Genomic DNA, 16,837 nt, shown 5'->3' with positions numbered 1-16,837 from the left:
GATGGGGTAACGCTCTTGCAGCGGGTGTCGATGGTTATCTCCGCGGCAAGCGTATCGTGCGCGATCAGGAAGAGGACGAAGAGAACAAGAAGTGGCGCAACGAAAGCCGCTCGCGCCAGCGCAAGGCATGGGCCGAAGAGGATGACCTCAAGTCGTCGCTGAAGAACGCCTCGCGCCCGGTCGCGCTCGAGGAAGGCGCGGGCGGCGTGCTCAAGCCCGACTACATGGACAACCGTGATGTCGGGCAGGCCGGCGAGAAGGCGCTGAAGCAGCCGGCGACGGCCGGCGACGCGGCTGCGGGTGGCGCTTCGGCGTTCTCCGGCGCGATGGGCTCGGCGGCAGAAGGCGAGTCCGATCGCGCGCAGGCCGCGGTGCAGGCGACCAGCCGGGAGGGTGCGCGCCTCGAGCAGTCCATGGCTGCGAAGGCCTCCAACGCGGTCGACCAGCAGCAGGCAGCGCAGGACGACGCATCCACACGCATCATGCAGGGCGCCACGGCCACCGTCCCCGCTGCCGCGCCGCCTCCGCTGGCGCTGCGCGTGGGAGGCAAGGACTTCACGAACCGAGCGGAGGCAGAGGCCGAGCTCGCCCGGCAGAACTCGCCCGAGGCGCAGACCCAGCGTGTTGCGCAGGCCTACCGCGGCGCCGGGCAGGTTGAGAAGGCGATGGCGATCGAAAGCGGCGACCGCCAGGGCGAACTGCAGAAGATGCAGTTGGCCGACCAGCGCTGGAAGCGCGACCTGGGAGCGGCGATGCGCAAGGGGCACGCAGGCCTTGCGGAGCTCGCGACCAACTCCGAGGCGGGCCCGATGGCCGGCCTGAAGGTGCAGCCGATCGTCAGCGAGGACGGCAAGAGCGTCACGTACGCCGCGCTCGACAAGGACGGCAAGGCGGCGCCGATCCCCGGCCTGCCGCAATTCAGCAACGACGAGCGCGGGCTGGTGCAGGCAGCGTGGATGCTGGACCGCACGATTGACCCGTCGGCGCGCCTGGCGCACTACGACCAGCAGGACCAGCGCGAGCGCGCGCAGAAGAACAGCGATCGCAGCTACGACCAGAGCGAACGGCACTTCACCACCACGTCCGCGCGCGCTGACCGCTCCGAGGATCGCCAGGGCCGGCTCGCCGAAACGCAGATCCGCACGGCCGAGCTCGCGCTGAAGGACGCCGAGCGCAACGCCAAGATCCCGGCAGCCGTGAAGATGCAGGTCGAAGGCCTGCGCAAGGAGGCGGACACGATCAACACGGCGGTCATCAAGGCGCAGGCCGATGGCACGTGGGACGTGAACAACCCGAACGCCAAGGCGCTGCTCGAGCGGCAAGCCATCGTCAATGCGCGCATCACCAAGACGCTCACGCCGTTCATCGAGCGCGATGCAGGCACCCCGGACCCGTTCGGCCTGAAGCGGCCTCAGGGCACCAACGCCGGCGCGAACGGTGGCCAGGGCGGCGGCGCAGGCCGCGGCAACACCCCCAACAGCTACAAAGATCCAGTGTGGGACGGCGCCGAAGTGGAGGCCTCGAAGAAGACGGGCGTGCCCACCGAAGTCATGCGGATCATCCGCACGGTGGGCGAGCGCAGCAACGGCGATCAGGTTTCGCCCAAGGGCGCGAAGGGCGTGTACCAGTTCATGCCGGCTACGCGCGACCTGTTTCTGAAGAAGTACGGCGTCGACGCCTACAGCAAAGACCCCGAAGAGCAGGCGCTCGCCGCGGCGTACCACCTGAAGGAAAGCTACGACCGCACCGGCTCGTGGGACAAGGCTATGGCCGGCTTCAACGGTGGTCCCACCGCCGAGAAGGGCACGAACAAGACCAGCGAGAACCGCGGCTACGCCTCGCGGACCTCCGCCGCGCTCGCTGCGCAAGACCCCATGGCCCAGGTCTACAAGAAGCAGGTCGCGGAGCTCAACCGCGGCACGCGCACCGAGCTTTCTCCGGACGTGGCCGCGTGGAAGCAGCGCTCCGACGGCGCCGCGCAGAAGGAGGGCGAGCAGCGCTTCAACGCCGCGCAACAGGCCTTCCTGCAGCAAGAAAAGCTGAAGGAACAGCGCAAGTCCAAGGAGCTCGCCGCGGCGAGCCGCACGTCCTGACCCCACCGATCAATCCAGCACCACCCCTCATGAACATCAACGAGATCCGCGCGAAAGAGCCCGACTGGGCGAACCTCGATGACCAGCAAATCGTGCGCGTGCTGCACGAGGTCCACTACCCGGACATGGCTCCGGAGGACATCGCGAAGGCCATCGGGGCGAAAACCCCCGAGGCGCCGGTAGAGCCGCGCTCGTGGGCGCGCGTGGCCGGCGACGTGGGCATCAGCGCCACCAAGGGCGTGATCGGCGCAGGCGAGGCGCTGGTGGGCGTGGCCGACCTCGCGACTGGCGGCTACGCGGGCAAGGGCATGGAGGCGGTGGGCTACCGGCCGAAAGAGGCCAAGGCCATGCTGGACGACCTCTATTCGGACCAGCAGAAGCAGGCCTTCAAGAACGTGAGCGATGCGCCGGGCTTCGGCGGCAAGTTCGTCGCGGCCCTGGAGAACCCTTCCGTCATCGGTCACGCAGCCGTCGAATCGGCTCCGAGCATGATCGGTGGCGCCGGTGTGGGCCGCGCCATCATGGCCGGCGCTCCGAAGGTGGGCGGCGCCATCGCCGCGGCTGCCGGCGAAGGCATCATGGGCGCTGGCAGCCAGGCCGAACAGATCCGCCAGGAAACCGACGACGGCCTGCTGTCCAAGGGGCAGTCTGCTGCGGCGATCGCCTCCGGTGTCGGCACCGGCGCCTTCGGGCTGCTGGGCAACAAGGTCGCGAAGTCGCTGGGCATCGCCGACGTCGACACCATGCTGGTGGGTGCCGTGCAGAGCACCGCGAAGGCCAAGGGTATTGTGCGCCGCGTGCTTGAGGGCGCGGTGGCCGAGGGCGTGCTCGAAGAGCTGCCGCAGTCCATTCAGGAGCAAGTGCTCCAGAACGCCGCGCTCGGCAAGCCGCTGGAAGAGGGCGTGGACCAAGCCGCAGTACTCGGCATGCTCACGGGCGCCGCAATGGGCGGCGGCGCGAACGCGCTGCACAGCCCGAAGGTGGTGGCGCCGGCGCAGCAGCCTGCCGCCAACGACCCGAGCGACACCGCCGTACCTGCCGCGAACGATCCGCTGGCGCTGCCGGCGCCGACCATCAACGTCGGCCCGGACGGCGCCGCCACCACCACCGAGCAGCGCAATGACGTGCTGGCCGATCGCGCCGCGCGCGCTGGCGGCATCGTGGAGAAGGGCCCGCTGTCTCGAGCTGCACAGACTGCGAACGGCGAAGTCATCGACGTGGAGCCCAAGCCCGTCGGCGCACTCGCGAAGGCCGCGGCATCGATCAACCCCGAAGGAGTCCCCAGTGAAAGTGCGAGCGATCAAGCGCCGGCTGATGAAGTCGGCGAACAGCTTCCCGGTCAGAGTGGAGCGCAGCTACCGGACGCTGCTGCCGCGGCTGCAGAACCCGGCATGGCTGGCGGCATGGCGGATAGCGTGCTGGCAGAAGGGGCGCCCGTCGTCCCTGACCAAGCTGCTGAACCTGCCGGCATCGACGCCGCTCCCGCTGCAGCCGTAGCGGCCGAGCCGCAGGGCCCGCAGAGCTTCGCCACCTACGAAGAGGCCGACGCCTACCGCAAGGCGCAGAAGTCGAGCGGATCCAGCATCACCGGCCTGCCGGTGCCCACCGAGGGCGGCTTCCGCCTCGCGACGAAGAACGATCCCGAGTTCGCCCAGGGCGAGAAGCTGCGCGACGAGCGCCGCCTCGCCAAGGAGCGCGCCGACGCCGGCGTGATCGACGGCGACATCACCAACTCGAAGGGCCTGCCCTTCACCATCAAACTGCCGGCCAGCAACGCAGCGAAGAAGGCCGGCCCCGGCCATGAAGTCGTGCCCGTCAAAAGCGGCTTCGTTGTGCGCAAGTCGGCCGTCCAACCGGAGGTCACCAGTGCGAAAGTCGAACCCCAACCCGCAGCCGAGCCCGCGCGTGCTGCTGCTGAAGCCGCACCAGAAGAAGGTAGTGGAGCAGATGCTGCGCCAGGCGGCGGTGCTGCAGCACTTCGACCAGCCGGTGATGCGGCTGCCGCGCCGGCAGTAGCGCCAGCCGATCGCGGCGAAGTCGTTGAGCACACCACCGGGCGCGGCCGCGTGCTGCGCGGCGTGTGGCGCGCCGACCTGACGAAGGAGCAGGCAGAGGCCGTCGATCCGTCCACGTGGAACGTGAAGGCCAAGGGCTACTTCATCCGCGAGGCCCACATCGAGAAGCTGCCCCCGCTGAAGAATGCACAGGCGGACGCTCCGGCGCCCGCAACTCCGGCCGCGGTGACCACCGCCGCGGCACCGAAGGGCAAGGCGGATAAGCCCAGCGCACCAGCACCGGCGCGCGAAGCCGCCCCCGAGTCCGCGCCGGCGCCGCGCGCTGACCCTGCCAAGGATCTGCGCACCCCGGGCCGGAGCGGCTACGGATTTCCGTCCAATCAGGTTGTCACCCGCGTTAAGCAGGCTTTCGACGGGATGGAGGTTGATGCCACCGCGATCGGCGAGGTCGACGGCTTCGTCAACTTCGGGCGCGACTATGCAGACGGCCGCTACTACATCGCATCGAAGGAAAAGAACATCGCCTTCGACGGCAATGGGCGCTGGTTCGTGGTGGGCGACGAGAAGCAGTCGGGCAAGTACGAGCCGGCGAACCTCGAGGCCGAAACCATCCGCGTGCTGAAGGACTTCGGCGCCAAGCCGCGCAAGGAGGCGAAGGCTCCCGCGCCCGCGCCGGCCGTCGGCGCCAACAAGATCTTCACCGAGGATGCGGCGGCCGCCGCGCGCGCCCGCATGAAGGCGAAGCTGGGCCGCGTGAGCTCGGGCATCGACCCCGAGCTCCTGCAGGACGGCATCACCCTGGCCGGCTACCACATCGAGAAGGGCGCGCGCTCGTTCGCGGCCTACGCCAAGGCCATGCTCGAGGACATGGGCGAGGGCATCCGCCCGTACCTCAAGCAGCTCTACATGGCGCTGAAGTTCGACCCGCGCGCCACGGCCATCGAAGGCCTGGACACAGCTGCAGCGGTCGAAGCTGCAGATTTGGACAGCATTGCACCCGCGGCCCCGGCCGCAGATACTGGAGCACCGAAAGATGGAAATGCAGCACGCGAACTGGATAGCCCAAGCGAGGGCGCACTGGAAGGAGCATCTGCCGAAGATGTACGCCACGCTGGAGAAGGCGGGCAAGCTCGAGCAGGCGCTGACGGAAGCCGCGGACGCGACGGCAGCGGGGATTCGCGTCCTGACGACTCAGGGCGCGACGTGGCAGGAAGCGTGGGAGCAAGTGCGGGAGACGTACCTGTTCCCGCCCGAGGAACCGGGCCAGGAGCCCAAGATGCCAAAAAGCCAAGGGTATCGCGCCCACCGCGACCTAATGCGCGGCCTGACGGATTTCGACCCCAACAGTCGGGACTGATCCCCGAGGGCGGGCCCAACGAGGCCCCCAACGCGCCCCCGATCGCGGCGCCGCAGATCAAGGCCGAAGACTTCACCATCGAGGATGACCTCGGCCTGGGTGAAGGTGGCCAGAAGACCAAGTTCAAGAACAACGTCGCGGCCATCCGGCTGCTGAACGAGCTCGAGGCGAGCGCGCGCTTGGCTACGCCGGCCGAGCAGCGCGTCCTGGCGCAATACGTCGGCTGGGGCGGGCTGCCGCAGGCCTTCGACCCGAAGAATGCCGACTGGGCCAAGGAGCACGCGGAGCTCACGGGCCTTCTGTCCGAGCAGGATCTGGCCGACGCGCGCCGCTCGACGCGCTACGCGCACTACACCAGCCGCCCGATCATCGTGGACGGGATCTACGCGGCGCTGCGCCGCTTCGGCTTCACGGGCGGCAAGACGCTCGAGGCCGGCGCCGGTGTGGGCAACTTCATCGGCCTCATGCCTGCCGACATGCGCAGCGCCGGCCGCTTCACCGCCATCGAGCGCGAGCCGTTCTCGAGCGCCATCGCCAAGCATCTGTACCCGCGCCAGATCGTGCAGCGCGCGGACTTCACCGAGTTCAAGGGCAATGACGCCTACTTCGACGCCGCGGTGGGCAACCCTCCCTTCGCCAGCGACACGCAGACCGACCGCAGCGGCCGCAAGCACCTGTCCGGCCTGAGCCTGCACAACTACTTCTTCGCCAAGGCGGTCGACATGCTGCGCGAGGGCGGCGTGATGGCCCAGGTGGTCACCAATTCTTTCCTCGACGCCAAGACCGACAGTGCCCGGAAGTACATCAGCGACCGCACGGTGTTCCTCGGCGCGATCCGGCTGCCGAACAGCGCCTTCGCGAAGAACGCGAACACCGAGGTCACCACGGACATCATCTTCCTGCAGAAGCGATCGGATGCCGACATCGGCGGCAAGGCCGCGAAGCAGGACGCCAAGCGCTGGCTGAACACCGGCAGCTACTCTGACCGCCAGGGCAAGCAGGTAGCGCTCAACCAGTACTTCATCGACAACCCGCACATGATGCTCGGCGACTTCGGCGCCTTCGGCACCATGTACGGGCCCGACCAGCCGGCGCTCGTCGCGCGCGCTGGCCAGGACACGCTCGCGATGCTGAAGGAAGCCGTCGGCAAGCTGCCCGAGGGCGTCTATCAGTCGATCGCCGACACCGGCACGGCCGACAAGACCAAGGCCGCGATCGTCGCGCTGAAGAACCCGACCGTGCAGGAGGGCGGCTTCTTCCTCGATGGCGACAAGCTCATGCAGCGGCTGCCCGACCTGGGCGGCGAGGCGCGCGGTACCGAAGTCACGCCGGCGACCCAGTGGACCGAGAAAACCACCTTGGGCGAGGCCGGATTCGCGCGCATCAAGGCGCTGGCCGGCATGCGCTCGACGCTGCGCGGCCTGATCGCCGCGGAGATGGCCGACGACGACAAGGGCATGGGGCAGCTCCGCAGCACGCTCAACCAGCAGTACGACGCCTACCGCAAGGAGCACGGGCTCATCAACGACCCGAGCACGCTGCGCGTCTTCGACGATGACCCGGACTTCCCCTTGCTGGCCTCGCTCGAGCACAACTACACGCCCGGCATCGGCCCGGCCGCGGCGAAGCGCCAGGGCATCAAGCCCACGAAGTCGACCGCGAAGAAGGCGCCGATCTTCGAGCGGCGCGTGGTCGCAGCGCGCACCCAGGTGCGCCGCGTGGATTCCGCCGCCGACGCCCTGGCCGTTTCGATGGCCGAGCGCGGCAAGCTGGACGCGGCCTACATCGGCAAGATCCTGAAGCGCGACCCGGATGACGTGCTGCGCGAGCTCTCGACCGGCGACAAGCCGCTCCTGTTCCGCGATCCGGCAACGGACGAGTTCGTGCTGCGGGACGCCTACCTCTCGGGCAACGTGCGCGCGAAGCTGGCGCAGGCCCGCGCTGCCGGCCTGTCGGCCAACGCCCGCGCCCTGGAGGAAGTGCAGCCCGAGGATGTGGGCGCCAGCCAGATCGTGGCGCGCGTGGGCTCGCCCTGGGTGCCCGAGCAGGCCTACGAGGACTTCGCGGTCAAGCTCTTCGGCGACGGCACCAAGGCGCGCGTGCGCTACATGAAGCTCAACAGCAGCTATCAGGTCGACATCACGCCGGCGAACGACGTGGCGTGGCGCACGACCTGGGGCACGCCGAAGATGAATGGCGGGGAGCTCCTGACCGCGCTGCTGAACAACCGTGCGGTGAAGGTCACGTATCGGGACAGCGAGGGCAAGACCCATACCGACGCCGAGGCGACCGAGCAGGCCAACACCAAGGCGCAGGAAATCCGCGAGGCCTTCGGGGACTGGCTCTTCGCCGATGCCGACCGCTCCGAGAAGCTGGTGCGCGCGTACAACGACACCAACAACAACTACGTCACGCGCGTCTACGACGGCTCGATGATGGAGTTCCCGGGCAAGGTGCCCGATGAGGTCATCAAGTTCCGCCGCCACCAGCGCAACGCGATCGCGCGCATGGTGCAGGACCGCACCACCCTGTTCGACCACGTAGTGGGCGCCGGCAAAACCTTCACGGTGGTGGCCGGCACGATGGAGCTCAAGCGCACGGGCCTCGCCAACAAGCCGATGGTGGCGGTGCCGAACCATCTGGTGAAGCAGTGGGCCGCGGACTTCTATCGCCTCTACCCGGGCGCCAACATCCTGACTGCGACTAAGAAGGACTTCGAGCGGGCCAACCGCCGCAAATTCCTGGCGAAGATTGCCACCGGCGACTGGGACGCTGTGGTGATCGCGCACTCGTCTTTCGGCTTCATCAAGCCCGCGCCGGAATTCGAGGCTGCCTTCAACCAGGCAGAGGTCGCGAACATCGTGGCGACCATCAAGGCGGTGGAGGACGGCGATGGCGACAAGCCGCAGAAGAAGCGCACGGTGAAGCAGCTCGAGGCGCTGAAGGAGAAGCTGGAAAACCGCATCAAGGCGCTGCGCGACAAGCCCATGGACGACCTGCTGGACTTCGAGCAGCTCGGCGTGGACCAGCTCGCCGTCGACGAGTTCCACATGTTCAAGAACCTGATGTTCAGCACGAAGATGCAGAACGTGCAGGGCCTGGGCGACTCGACCGGCAGCCAGCGCGCCTATGACATGTACGTGAAGATCAACCAGATCTTCGCGAAGAACGGCCGGGACCAGGGCTTCGTCGCCGCCACCGGCACGCCGGTGTCCAACTCGCTGGCCGAGATGTACCACATGATGCGGTACCTGATGCCAACCGCCATGAAGGAGCTGGGCTTCGAGTCGTTCGATGCCTGGGCCAACACCTTCGCGAGCGTCGAGCAGGTCTGGATGCAGAAGCCCAGCGGCGACGGCTTCAAGGCCTCGAGCCGCATGTCCAACTTCGTGAACACCCCCGAGCTCCTGAAGATGTTCGATCAGGTGTGCGACACGGTGACGATGGAGGACATCAAGACCGCCTATCGCGAAGAGAACGACGGAGCCGAGTTCCCACTGCCGAAGCTCAAGGGCGACCGCCGCGCGCCGGTGTCGCTCGACAAGACGCCGGCGCAAGTGGCCTACATGGAAGAACTCGCCCAGCGAGCGAAGATCGTTGAGGCACGCAAGGGCCCGCCGAAGAAGGGCGACGACAACGTGCTGGTCATCATGGGCGACGGCCGCAAGGCTGCCATGGACATCCGGCTGGTGGATCCGAAGGTGATCGACCGCGAGAAGGGCGGGCGCGTGGACCGCGCCTCCGATGAGATCCTGGCGCGCTACCAGCAGTACGCCGCGGTCATGGGCACGCAACTGGTGTTCTCCGACCTGGGCACGCCAGTGAAGCACGCCAAGGCCGAGCTCAAGGAATATCAGGCGCTGCAGGAGCGCGTGGCTGCCGCCAGCGAAGACATCCAGGCATCCGCGGTGCTCGGCAACGAGGCCGCGCTCGCCATCGTGGAAGACGCCGAAGCAGCTCAGGAAGAGCTCGACGCACGGGGCCCGGACTGGCTCGACGCGGTGAAGGCCGCGGAGCGCGGTTTCAGCGTCTACGACGACCTGCGCGCCGCGCTCATCGAGAAGGGAATCCCGGCCGCGGAAATCGCCTTCATCCACGACTACAACACCGACGACCAGAAGGCCAGTCTGTTCCGCAAGGTCAACGCCGGCGAGATTCGCGTGGTGGTGGGCTCGACGCCAAAGATGGGCGCCGGCACCAACGTGCAGGAGCGCCTCGTGGCGCTGCACCATCTGGACGTGCCGTGGCGCCCGTCGGACGTGGAGCAGCGCGAGGGCCGCATCATTCGCCAGGGCAATGCGCTGATGAACGAGGTGGCCGAATTCGAGGTCGAGATCCTGGCCTATGTGACCAAGGACACGCTGGACATGCGCATGTGGCAGGTCCAAGAGACGAAGCTGAAGATGATCAACCAGCTTCGCACTCGCAAGGTGGGCCGCGAAATCGACAACGCCTTTGAAGACCTCGAGCTTTCGGCCGGCGAGATGCAGGCGGCCGCCACCGGCAATATCGACCTGCTGCACGAGATTCAACTGCGCGCCGACGTCAAGAAGCTCGAGCAGCGCAAGCGCTCCTTCGACGCCAACAAGAACGAGCTCGAGTCGCGCCGCCGGCGCAACGCCGAGCGCCTGGCGGATCTGCCGCCCAAGATCAAGGCGGGCGAGGCCGGCGCCGCCAAGGTGAATGCCTACACGGCCGACGCACAGGCCCGGCTCTCCGGCTTCAAGGCGACCATCGACGGCAAGGAATACACCGACTGGCGCGAGGCCCAGGCCTACCTGCGCGCCATCGACGAAACCACGGTCAAGACCGTCAAGGACGGCAAGGAAACCGAGCGCGCTGCGCCGATTGACGTCGAAATCAACGGCGAGCGCTACACCGCGCGCGCCGCAATGGCCGAAGCCTTTTCGGATCTGCGCGGCGACGTGGACCCAATCGTGTGGCACGTCGGTGGCCAGGACTACCGCCGCCGGACGCGCGTGGGCAGCGCCATCAAGCAGGCGGTCATTGACTCCATCGCGGATCAAGTCGAGAAGCCCGTGGGCACCATTGGCGGCTACGACGTGACCGTGGAAGGCTCGTTGGACAAGGCCGGCACCGTCATGATGGACGTGGTGCTGCGCCAGGACGGCAAGGTGGTGGCCAGCCGCGACTTCTACGTGCAGGACACCGGCAAGGCGCCGGAACGAGTCGTTGCGCTGGTCGACGCGATGCTGCACAGCATCCCGGGCGAGCAGGACTTCCTGAAGAGCCAGCTTGCCCGTGCGCAGAAGGAGAAAGCCGACCTCGACGCGACCGAAGAAACTGGCGCATGGCCCGACCAGGGCAAGCTCGAGCAGGCCCGTCTCAAGCACAAGGACGTGCTGCAGCGCCTCGCCGGAAAGGGCGACAAGGCCTCTGCGGAGGTGGTTGCTCGCTCCAATCAGGCCGAGTACGATGCCGGCGATGGAAACCCTGACCAAGCAGCCTCCCAAGCCGACGCCGGCAGCCAAGCCGGAGCCGGAACTGCGGGCGTGCGGGGGGATTCAGCAGCCGTACAACGCCGGGCCAGTGTCACCGGCCTCGGAATTACCGCCCAGCTGGAAGAAGCTGGTGCCACCGCGCTCGTAGGCCGCACGGCCGGCAGCGCCGAAGAGCTCGCCGAGCTCGCTCAGGTCTACCGCAACCCCAAGTACGAGACGTTCCGCGTCTTCTTCATGAAGGGCGATGCCATCGTGCATTCGACTGGCGTCAGCGCGCGCATGCCTGGCTACGCGCCGATGATGCCGCCCGGCATGAACACCGAGCAGTACTACGAGTGGTTCTATCAAGAGATGCAGCGCACCGGCGCCGATGGCTACTACCTGCTGCACAACCACCCGAACGGCGACCCGACGCCGAGCCGCGACGACCTGAAGCTGACCGATGCCCTGGGCAATGAGGTTGGAGGCCTGCGCGCCCACGTCATCATCAACAGCGGCAAGTACGCGACCATTGAACTGTCGTCTCGCACGGGCCTCGCGCAGCCGTCGGTGCACACCAAGGACTTCGGGCCCGACAAGGTGCTCCAGGCCTCCAAGCCGAACCCTCTGCTTGGCAAGACCATTGCCGCCCTGGCCGACCTTGCGGTGATCGGCAAGAGCGCTCAGAAGCCCGGATGGATCACGCTGATCGGCACGGACGCATCGAACAACGTGCGCGTGGTCACCGAGGCGCCCAGTTCGATCCTGACGCGCAACGCGCCGTATCTCGCCGGGCTGGTGCGGCGCACGCTGCGCAACTCTGGCGCCACGCGCGTCTTCCTCGTCGGCTCCGACGAGGACATGGGCTCTGCGCCGGTCCGGGCAGCCGTCAAGGGCGGCATCGTTGAGGATGCGCTGGGCGAATCGGGCATGACGCTGCGCACCGCGGGCGTCGTGCAGCCGGACAAGCCCGGCCAACGCGCTTTCGAGCGCGTGCAGGGCCGCGTGGTGCGCACTCCGGATGCGCCGGTGGAGGGCCTGAACGACGTGCGCGAGTGGCGTGCGAAGGCCTCCGATGTGGTGGGCGACCTGTTCAAGTCGCAGGGCGTAGTGGGCTGGTGGCACAAGACCGTCGGCACCATGCACGACCTCGCGCAGCGCCGGCCGGCCTTCAAGCGCGTTTACGACGCGGTGCAAACCTTCCTGCAGGACGTGAGCCTCTACGCAACCGAAGCGGCTGACCTCGCGCCCAACATCCTGCCGAAGCTCGAGACGTTCGCGGATCTGAAGAAGGGGGCGATGTCCCTGGCCGACACCAAGGCGCTGGCCGCGCCGGTTTTCGAGGGCACGCTGACCTATGCCCGCGACCAAGACGGCCGGCTCATCAAGATGGAAGAGCTCGAGGCGCGCTACGCCGCGCTGCCAACCGAGGCCAAGGCTCAGATGCTGCTGCGCAAGCGCCTTGTGACGCCCGAGCAGCTCCAGCGCTGGCAGGCCTCCAAACTCGACGTGTACGAGGGCGCCGTGCGCAACCGCTTCGAGGCCGAATTTCTGAAGGCAGGCGTGGTGTTCACGGACGCGGAGCTCAAGACGACCTTCGGCCTGAACCCCGACCAGATCGACCTCTACCGCGAATTCCGGGCTGCCGTTGACAAGAGCCTGAACAACCTGGGCAAGGCCGAAATGCTGCGCTTCGGCGGCAAGGACACCGAGGCGCTGCGCCAGATGGTGCTCGACGCGGCGACGGCCGATGACGCTGCGGTGCTGCTGCGCGATCACCTGTTGCAGATGGCCGAGGACGACCCGTCGCGCGCTGCCGTGCTGATCGACAGCGCCAACACCATGATCGAGAAGGGCGACAAGATCAAGAGCTTGATCGAGCATGGCTACGCACCGCTCTCGCGCTACGGCTCCTACACGGTCGACGTGGTGGACGCCGACGGCGAGCGCGTGCACTTCGGGCTCTACGAGTCGCGCCTGGATCGCGGCGCGGCCGCGCGGCGCCTGCGCGAGCAGTTCCCCGGCGCCACCATCACCCAAGGCACGGTCAGCCAACAGGCCTACAAGCTCTTCAACGGCATCACGCCCGAGACGCTCGAGCTGTTTGGCGAAATGGTGGGCCTCGAGGCCGACGGCGACGAGGCGAAGAACCAGATGTTCCAGCAGTACCTCAAGCTGGCCAAGAGCAATCGCAGCGCCATGAAGCGCCTGATTCAGCGCAAGGGCATCGCCGGCTACAGCGAAGACCCGGGCCGCGTCCTGGCCGGCTTCGTCTACTCGAATGCCCGACTGACCGCGCAGAACCTGCACGCCGGCGATATCGCCCGCGCCACCCAGGACATCCCGAAGGAGGACGGCGAGCTCAAGGACATGGCGATCAAGATGGCCGACTACGTGCGCAACCCGCAGGAAGAGGCGCAGCAGATCCGCGGCCTGCTGTTCGCGCAATACATCGGCGGTTCGATCGCTTCGGCGATGGTGAACATGACGCAGCCCTTCGCTGTGACCATGCCCTACCTGAGCCAGTACGGCGGCATCGCCAAGTCGGCAGCTCGCATGAAGCAGGCCGTGGCCGACGTGATGAAGTCGACCACCGGGGACGCAAAGCTCGATGCCGCGCTGAAGCACGCCGAGGCCGAGGGCATCGTGGCGCCGCAGGAAGTGCACCAGCTCATCGCCCAGGCCCGCGGCAAGGCCGCGCTGAAGACTGGCGACGGCACGAAGCTGGGCAACACCTGGGCGGCCGCGCAAAACGCCGGCGCGAAGATCATGGTGGCGTGGGGCAAGCCCTTCAGCCTGGCCGAGCAGTTCAACCGTCGCGTGACCTTCATCGCGGCCTACCGCACGGCGGTGGAGCAGGGCATCGCGAACCCGGTGAAGTTCGCCGAGAAGGCGATCGCCGATACCCAGTTCGTCTACAACAAGGGCAACAAGCCTCAATGGGCGCGGGGCGCCGTCGGCTCTGTGATCTTCACGTTCAAGCAGTACAGCATCAGCTACGCCGAGCTCCTGCACCGGATGGCGACCCAGGGCGGGCCCGAGGGCAAGAAAGCCGCGCTCTTCGCTCTGGCGATGCTGTTCCTGTTGTCCGGGGCCGGTGGCATCCCCTTCATGTCGGACGCCGAGGACGTGATCGACGGAATCATGCAGCGCCTGGGCTACGCCTTCTCGACGAAGCAGGCGCGGCGCCAGTTCCTCATCAACACGCTGGGCGAGGGCGGTGCCAACTTCGCGGAGCGCGGAATCTCCGGCTTCCCGGGCGTGCCCATCGACGTGGCTGGCCGGCTCGGCATGGACAACATGCTGCCCGGCACCGGCCTGCTGGTGAAGAAGGCGGACCACGCCCGGGACGTTGCCGAGCTCCTGGGCCCGGCCGCGGATCTGGTGCAGCGCGGCTACGAGGGCGCCGGCAAGGTGCTGGACGGCGACGTGGTGCAGGGCGGCACGATGATGGCGCCGAAGGCAGCCGAAAACCTGCGCAAGGGCATCGAGGTCATGCTCACCGGCGAATACAAGGACACCAAGGGCCGCAAGGTGATGGATGCATCGCCGATCGACGGGCTGGTGAAGGCGATCGGCTTCCAGCCGGCCGACGTCGCGCGCGAGGCAGAGCGCAGCTTTACGACGCAGGCCATGGTGGCGCAGAATCGGCTTGCCAAGCAGGACTTAGCCGCGGACATGGCAAAAGCCGTGTACGAGAAGGACGCCGAGCAGCAGAAAGCGGTGCGCGATGCAGTGCGCGAGTGGAACCGCAAAAACCCCCACTCACCGATGACCATCGATATGGCCGGCGTCCGCCGCCGTGTGATGGCTATGCGCCAGGACCGCGCCTCGCGGGTTGCTCAAGCAGCCCCCAAGGCCATCCGGCAGGAAGTGAAACGGCAGCTTCAGGAAGGGACGAACTGATGGCAGCAGCGAGCGTGGTGCTTGGCATCCTGATGGTGGCGACGGTGGACTGGCGTGTGACCGCGGCCATGGCTGCTGCTGCTTACATCATATTTTGCTGGGCTCGACGACCGTGACGGGAAGAGCGAGCTTAAATAGCTTGCGCGCTTCAAAGTGGTCTCGGATGACTTCTGCGCTCGCGGCGAACAATTGATCGTCCGCACGTGCTGCGTGCAACGCTTCGCTGAGGTCCGAATACAGGGCCTTGATCGAAGGAAAGCTGCCTTTGAAGTTAAGTGGCAGTGTCGCCATGTACGCTTCAATGGCAGCGTCGGCAAAGTCGCCGGGCTGGGCGTGCAGCAAAGCCCATTGCTCGCAAAGTGTTCTGAGAAGAAACAGTGCCGCAAGGGTCTGCCCTGACTGAAAGGCGATCATCGCGCCAGAGTAGTACTTCGCAACTGAGTCCGGAATTGTCTTGGGCGTATCAACGTGCTCCATAGGCGCTCGTCCACACAGGGTCAGCTTGGTGCCATTTTTGCGAATCAGGAACACCTGGGGGATGGATTTGCACGATTGGCAAAGGTAAGACAGGACGAAAACTTGTACCCCGCGAATCCCGCCTGCGTAGGCATCCGCCCTGTTCAGGAAATTGGTCGCTGAAACGGAGTTGAAAGGTTCCACTCTGTCGCACTGCGGACAGTAAGTCTTAATGTCCGGCGCCACCCACAGGACGCTCTTCTGGGAGTCATTGCTGGCTTTAACTGCTGACGCCATCACCGTCAGTGGATTGTCGTCATTGACGACCCATGGCCACGTGTCCACATCACGGATAGCGTCCGCGAGAACTAGTTCGTGGGGGCCCGAGGGAACCGTATGCCGCTTGACTACGCCCGCTATGTCGACAGCTTGAGACTGATAAAGATGCTTCTTCTCCAAGAGAGTGCGCACCGCCTGTCTCACCGCTATAGGAAGCTCGTTTCTGATTGCTGTCGTGGCTTCGTAGGCCTTTTGGTGGTGCATGTTCTCGATGTGCCTAGCGGCTTGCGGTTGTTGCGACGGCCGGCCGCATTATCGGGCCGAATCGGAACGCAACCCCCCTTGATCAAGACTTAGACATCCGCCTATAAACGGCGTGCACACCTACCGGGGCAGTGCGGTCCACCAAGGACCGACATGCCCACCCAATCCAAGGCGACGGCCTTCTCCGTTGACCCCCAAGCCCTCCGACCGCGAGGGCTTTGCGCATGAGCCGCGAAGCCATCGAGGCAACCGTAGCGGCCGCGGGCAGCAAAGTCACCTACACCGGCGCCGGCGCATCCGTCGCGAGCTGGCTGCTGTCGTCGGAATTCGGCGTGGCTGCCGGCCTGCTGCTTGGCATTGCCGGCCTGCTGGTCAACATCTACTTCAAGCGTCAGGAGAACCTGCGCCAGCAGGCGCGCGACGAGCGCGAGAAGGAAGAGCACCAGGCGCGCATGCGTCGTCTCGAGCGCAGCGAGGCCGACGAGTGAACAAGGTTCGCATCCTCGTCGCGGCGCTGTCGCTCAGCGCGGCCGGCTTCATCGGCATCGTCCAGCACGAGAGCTACACCGATCGCGCCGTCATCCCGACCATGGGGGACCGCCCGACGGTGGGCTTCGGCTCCACGTTCCACGAGAACGGCGAGCCCGTGAAGCTGGGCGACACCACCACGCCGGCGCGTGCCTTGGTCAAGGCCCAGGCGCACATCAGCAAGGAAGAAGCCATCTTCCGCCGCTCGCTCGACGGCGCGAGCCTCCAACAAGAGGAATTCGACCTCTACATGGATTGGGTCTACCAGTACGGCACGGGCCGCTGGGCGAGCTCGTCCATGCGTCGCCACATCCTGGCCGGCGACTACGCCGCGGCCTGCGATGCCCTGCTGGCCTACAGGTTCGCGGCCGGCTTTGACTGTTCAACCCCCGGAAACAAGCGCTGCGCCGGCGTGTGGACGCGCCAGCTCGAGCGCCATCAGAAATGTGAGGCTGTCCAATGACTGACGACAACGAAGAGTCCCGCTACGCATCGCGC

Annotated in this window: 5 protein-coding genes; 4 read left to right on the top strand and 1 reads right to left on the bottom strand. The window is 66.7% G+C overall.

Annotated elements, in window-relative coordinates:
• Positions 1 to 56: 56 nt before the first annotated feature.
• Both ACSQ86_RS18885 and ACSQ86_RS18880 read left to right on the top strand, forming a co-directional pair.
• Positions 57 to 2,093: a transglycosylase SLT domain-containing protein gene (locus ACSQ86_RS18885; protein WP_436309406.1), complete on the top strand. Its 2,037-nt coding sequence runs from the start codon at positions 57 to 59 to the stop codon at positions 2,091 to 2,093.
• Positions 2,094 to 2,122: 29 nt separating this feature from the next.
• The gene (locus tag ACSQ86_RS18880; RefSeq protein WP_436309405.1) at positions 2,123 to 14,812 is read left to right on the top strand and encodes a PLxRFG domain-containing protein; all 12,690 of its coding nucleotides are present in this window, start codon (positions 2,123 to 2,125) and stop codon (positions 14,810 to 14,812) included.
• Positions 14,813 to 14,899: 87 nt separating this feature from the next.
• Here the strand turns inward: ACSQ86_RS18880 and ACSQ86_RS18875 are convergent, their stop codons facing one another.
• Positions 14,900 to 15,811 (bottom strand): hypothetical protein, encoded by a 912-nt coding sequence (locus ACSQ86_RS18875; RefSeq protein WP_436309404.1) that lies wholly within the window; start codon positions 15,809 to 15,811, stop codon positions 14,900 to 14,902.
• Positions 15,812 to 16,035: 224 nt separating this feature from the next.
• On the opposite strand from ACSQ86_RS18875, the gene ACSQ86_RS18870 reads away from it, so the two are divergent.
• Positions 16,036 to 16,299, top strand: coding sequence for a holin (locus tag ACSQ86_RS18870; RefSeq protein ID WP_436309403.1), 264 nt, complete (start codon positions 16,036 to 16,038; stop codon positions 16,297 to 16,299).
• Positions 16,296 to 16,802 carry a glycoside hydrolase family protein gene (locus ACSQ86_RS18865; RefSeq protein WP_436309402.1) on the top strand — a complete coding sequence of 169 codons (507 nt, stop codon included), beginning with the start codon at positions 16,296 to 16,298 and terminating at the stop codon, positions 16,800 to 16,802. Before ACSQ86_RS18870 ends, ACSQ86_RS18865 begins: the two co-directional genes overlap by 4 nt.
• The last annotated feature ends 35 nt before the right edge of the window (positions 16,803 to 16,837 follow it).

It is taken from the genome of Variovorax sp. LjRoot130 (assembly GCF_964253755.1).
Taxonomy (GTDB): domain Bacteria; phylum Pseudomonadota; class Gammaproteobacteria; order Burkholderiales; family Burkholderiaceae_C; genus Variovorax.
This window is presented reverse-complemented; position numbering and strand designations above follow the sequence as displayed.

Excerpts from the sequence above, each read along its gene's own strand:
- ACSQ86_RS18880 (WP_436309405.1), top strand. The coding sequence starts at position 2,123 with ATGAACATCAACGAGATCCGCGCGAAAGAGCCCGACTGGGCGAACCTC.
- ACSQ86_RS18875 (WP_436309404.1), bottom strand. The coding sequence starts at position 15,811 with ATGCACCACCAAAAGGCCTACGAAGCCACGACAGCAATCAGAAACGAG.
- ACSQ86_RS18870 (WP_436309403.1), top strand. The coding sequence starts at position 16,036 with ATGAGCCGCGAAGCCATCGAGGCAACCGTAGCGGCCGCGGGCAGCAAA.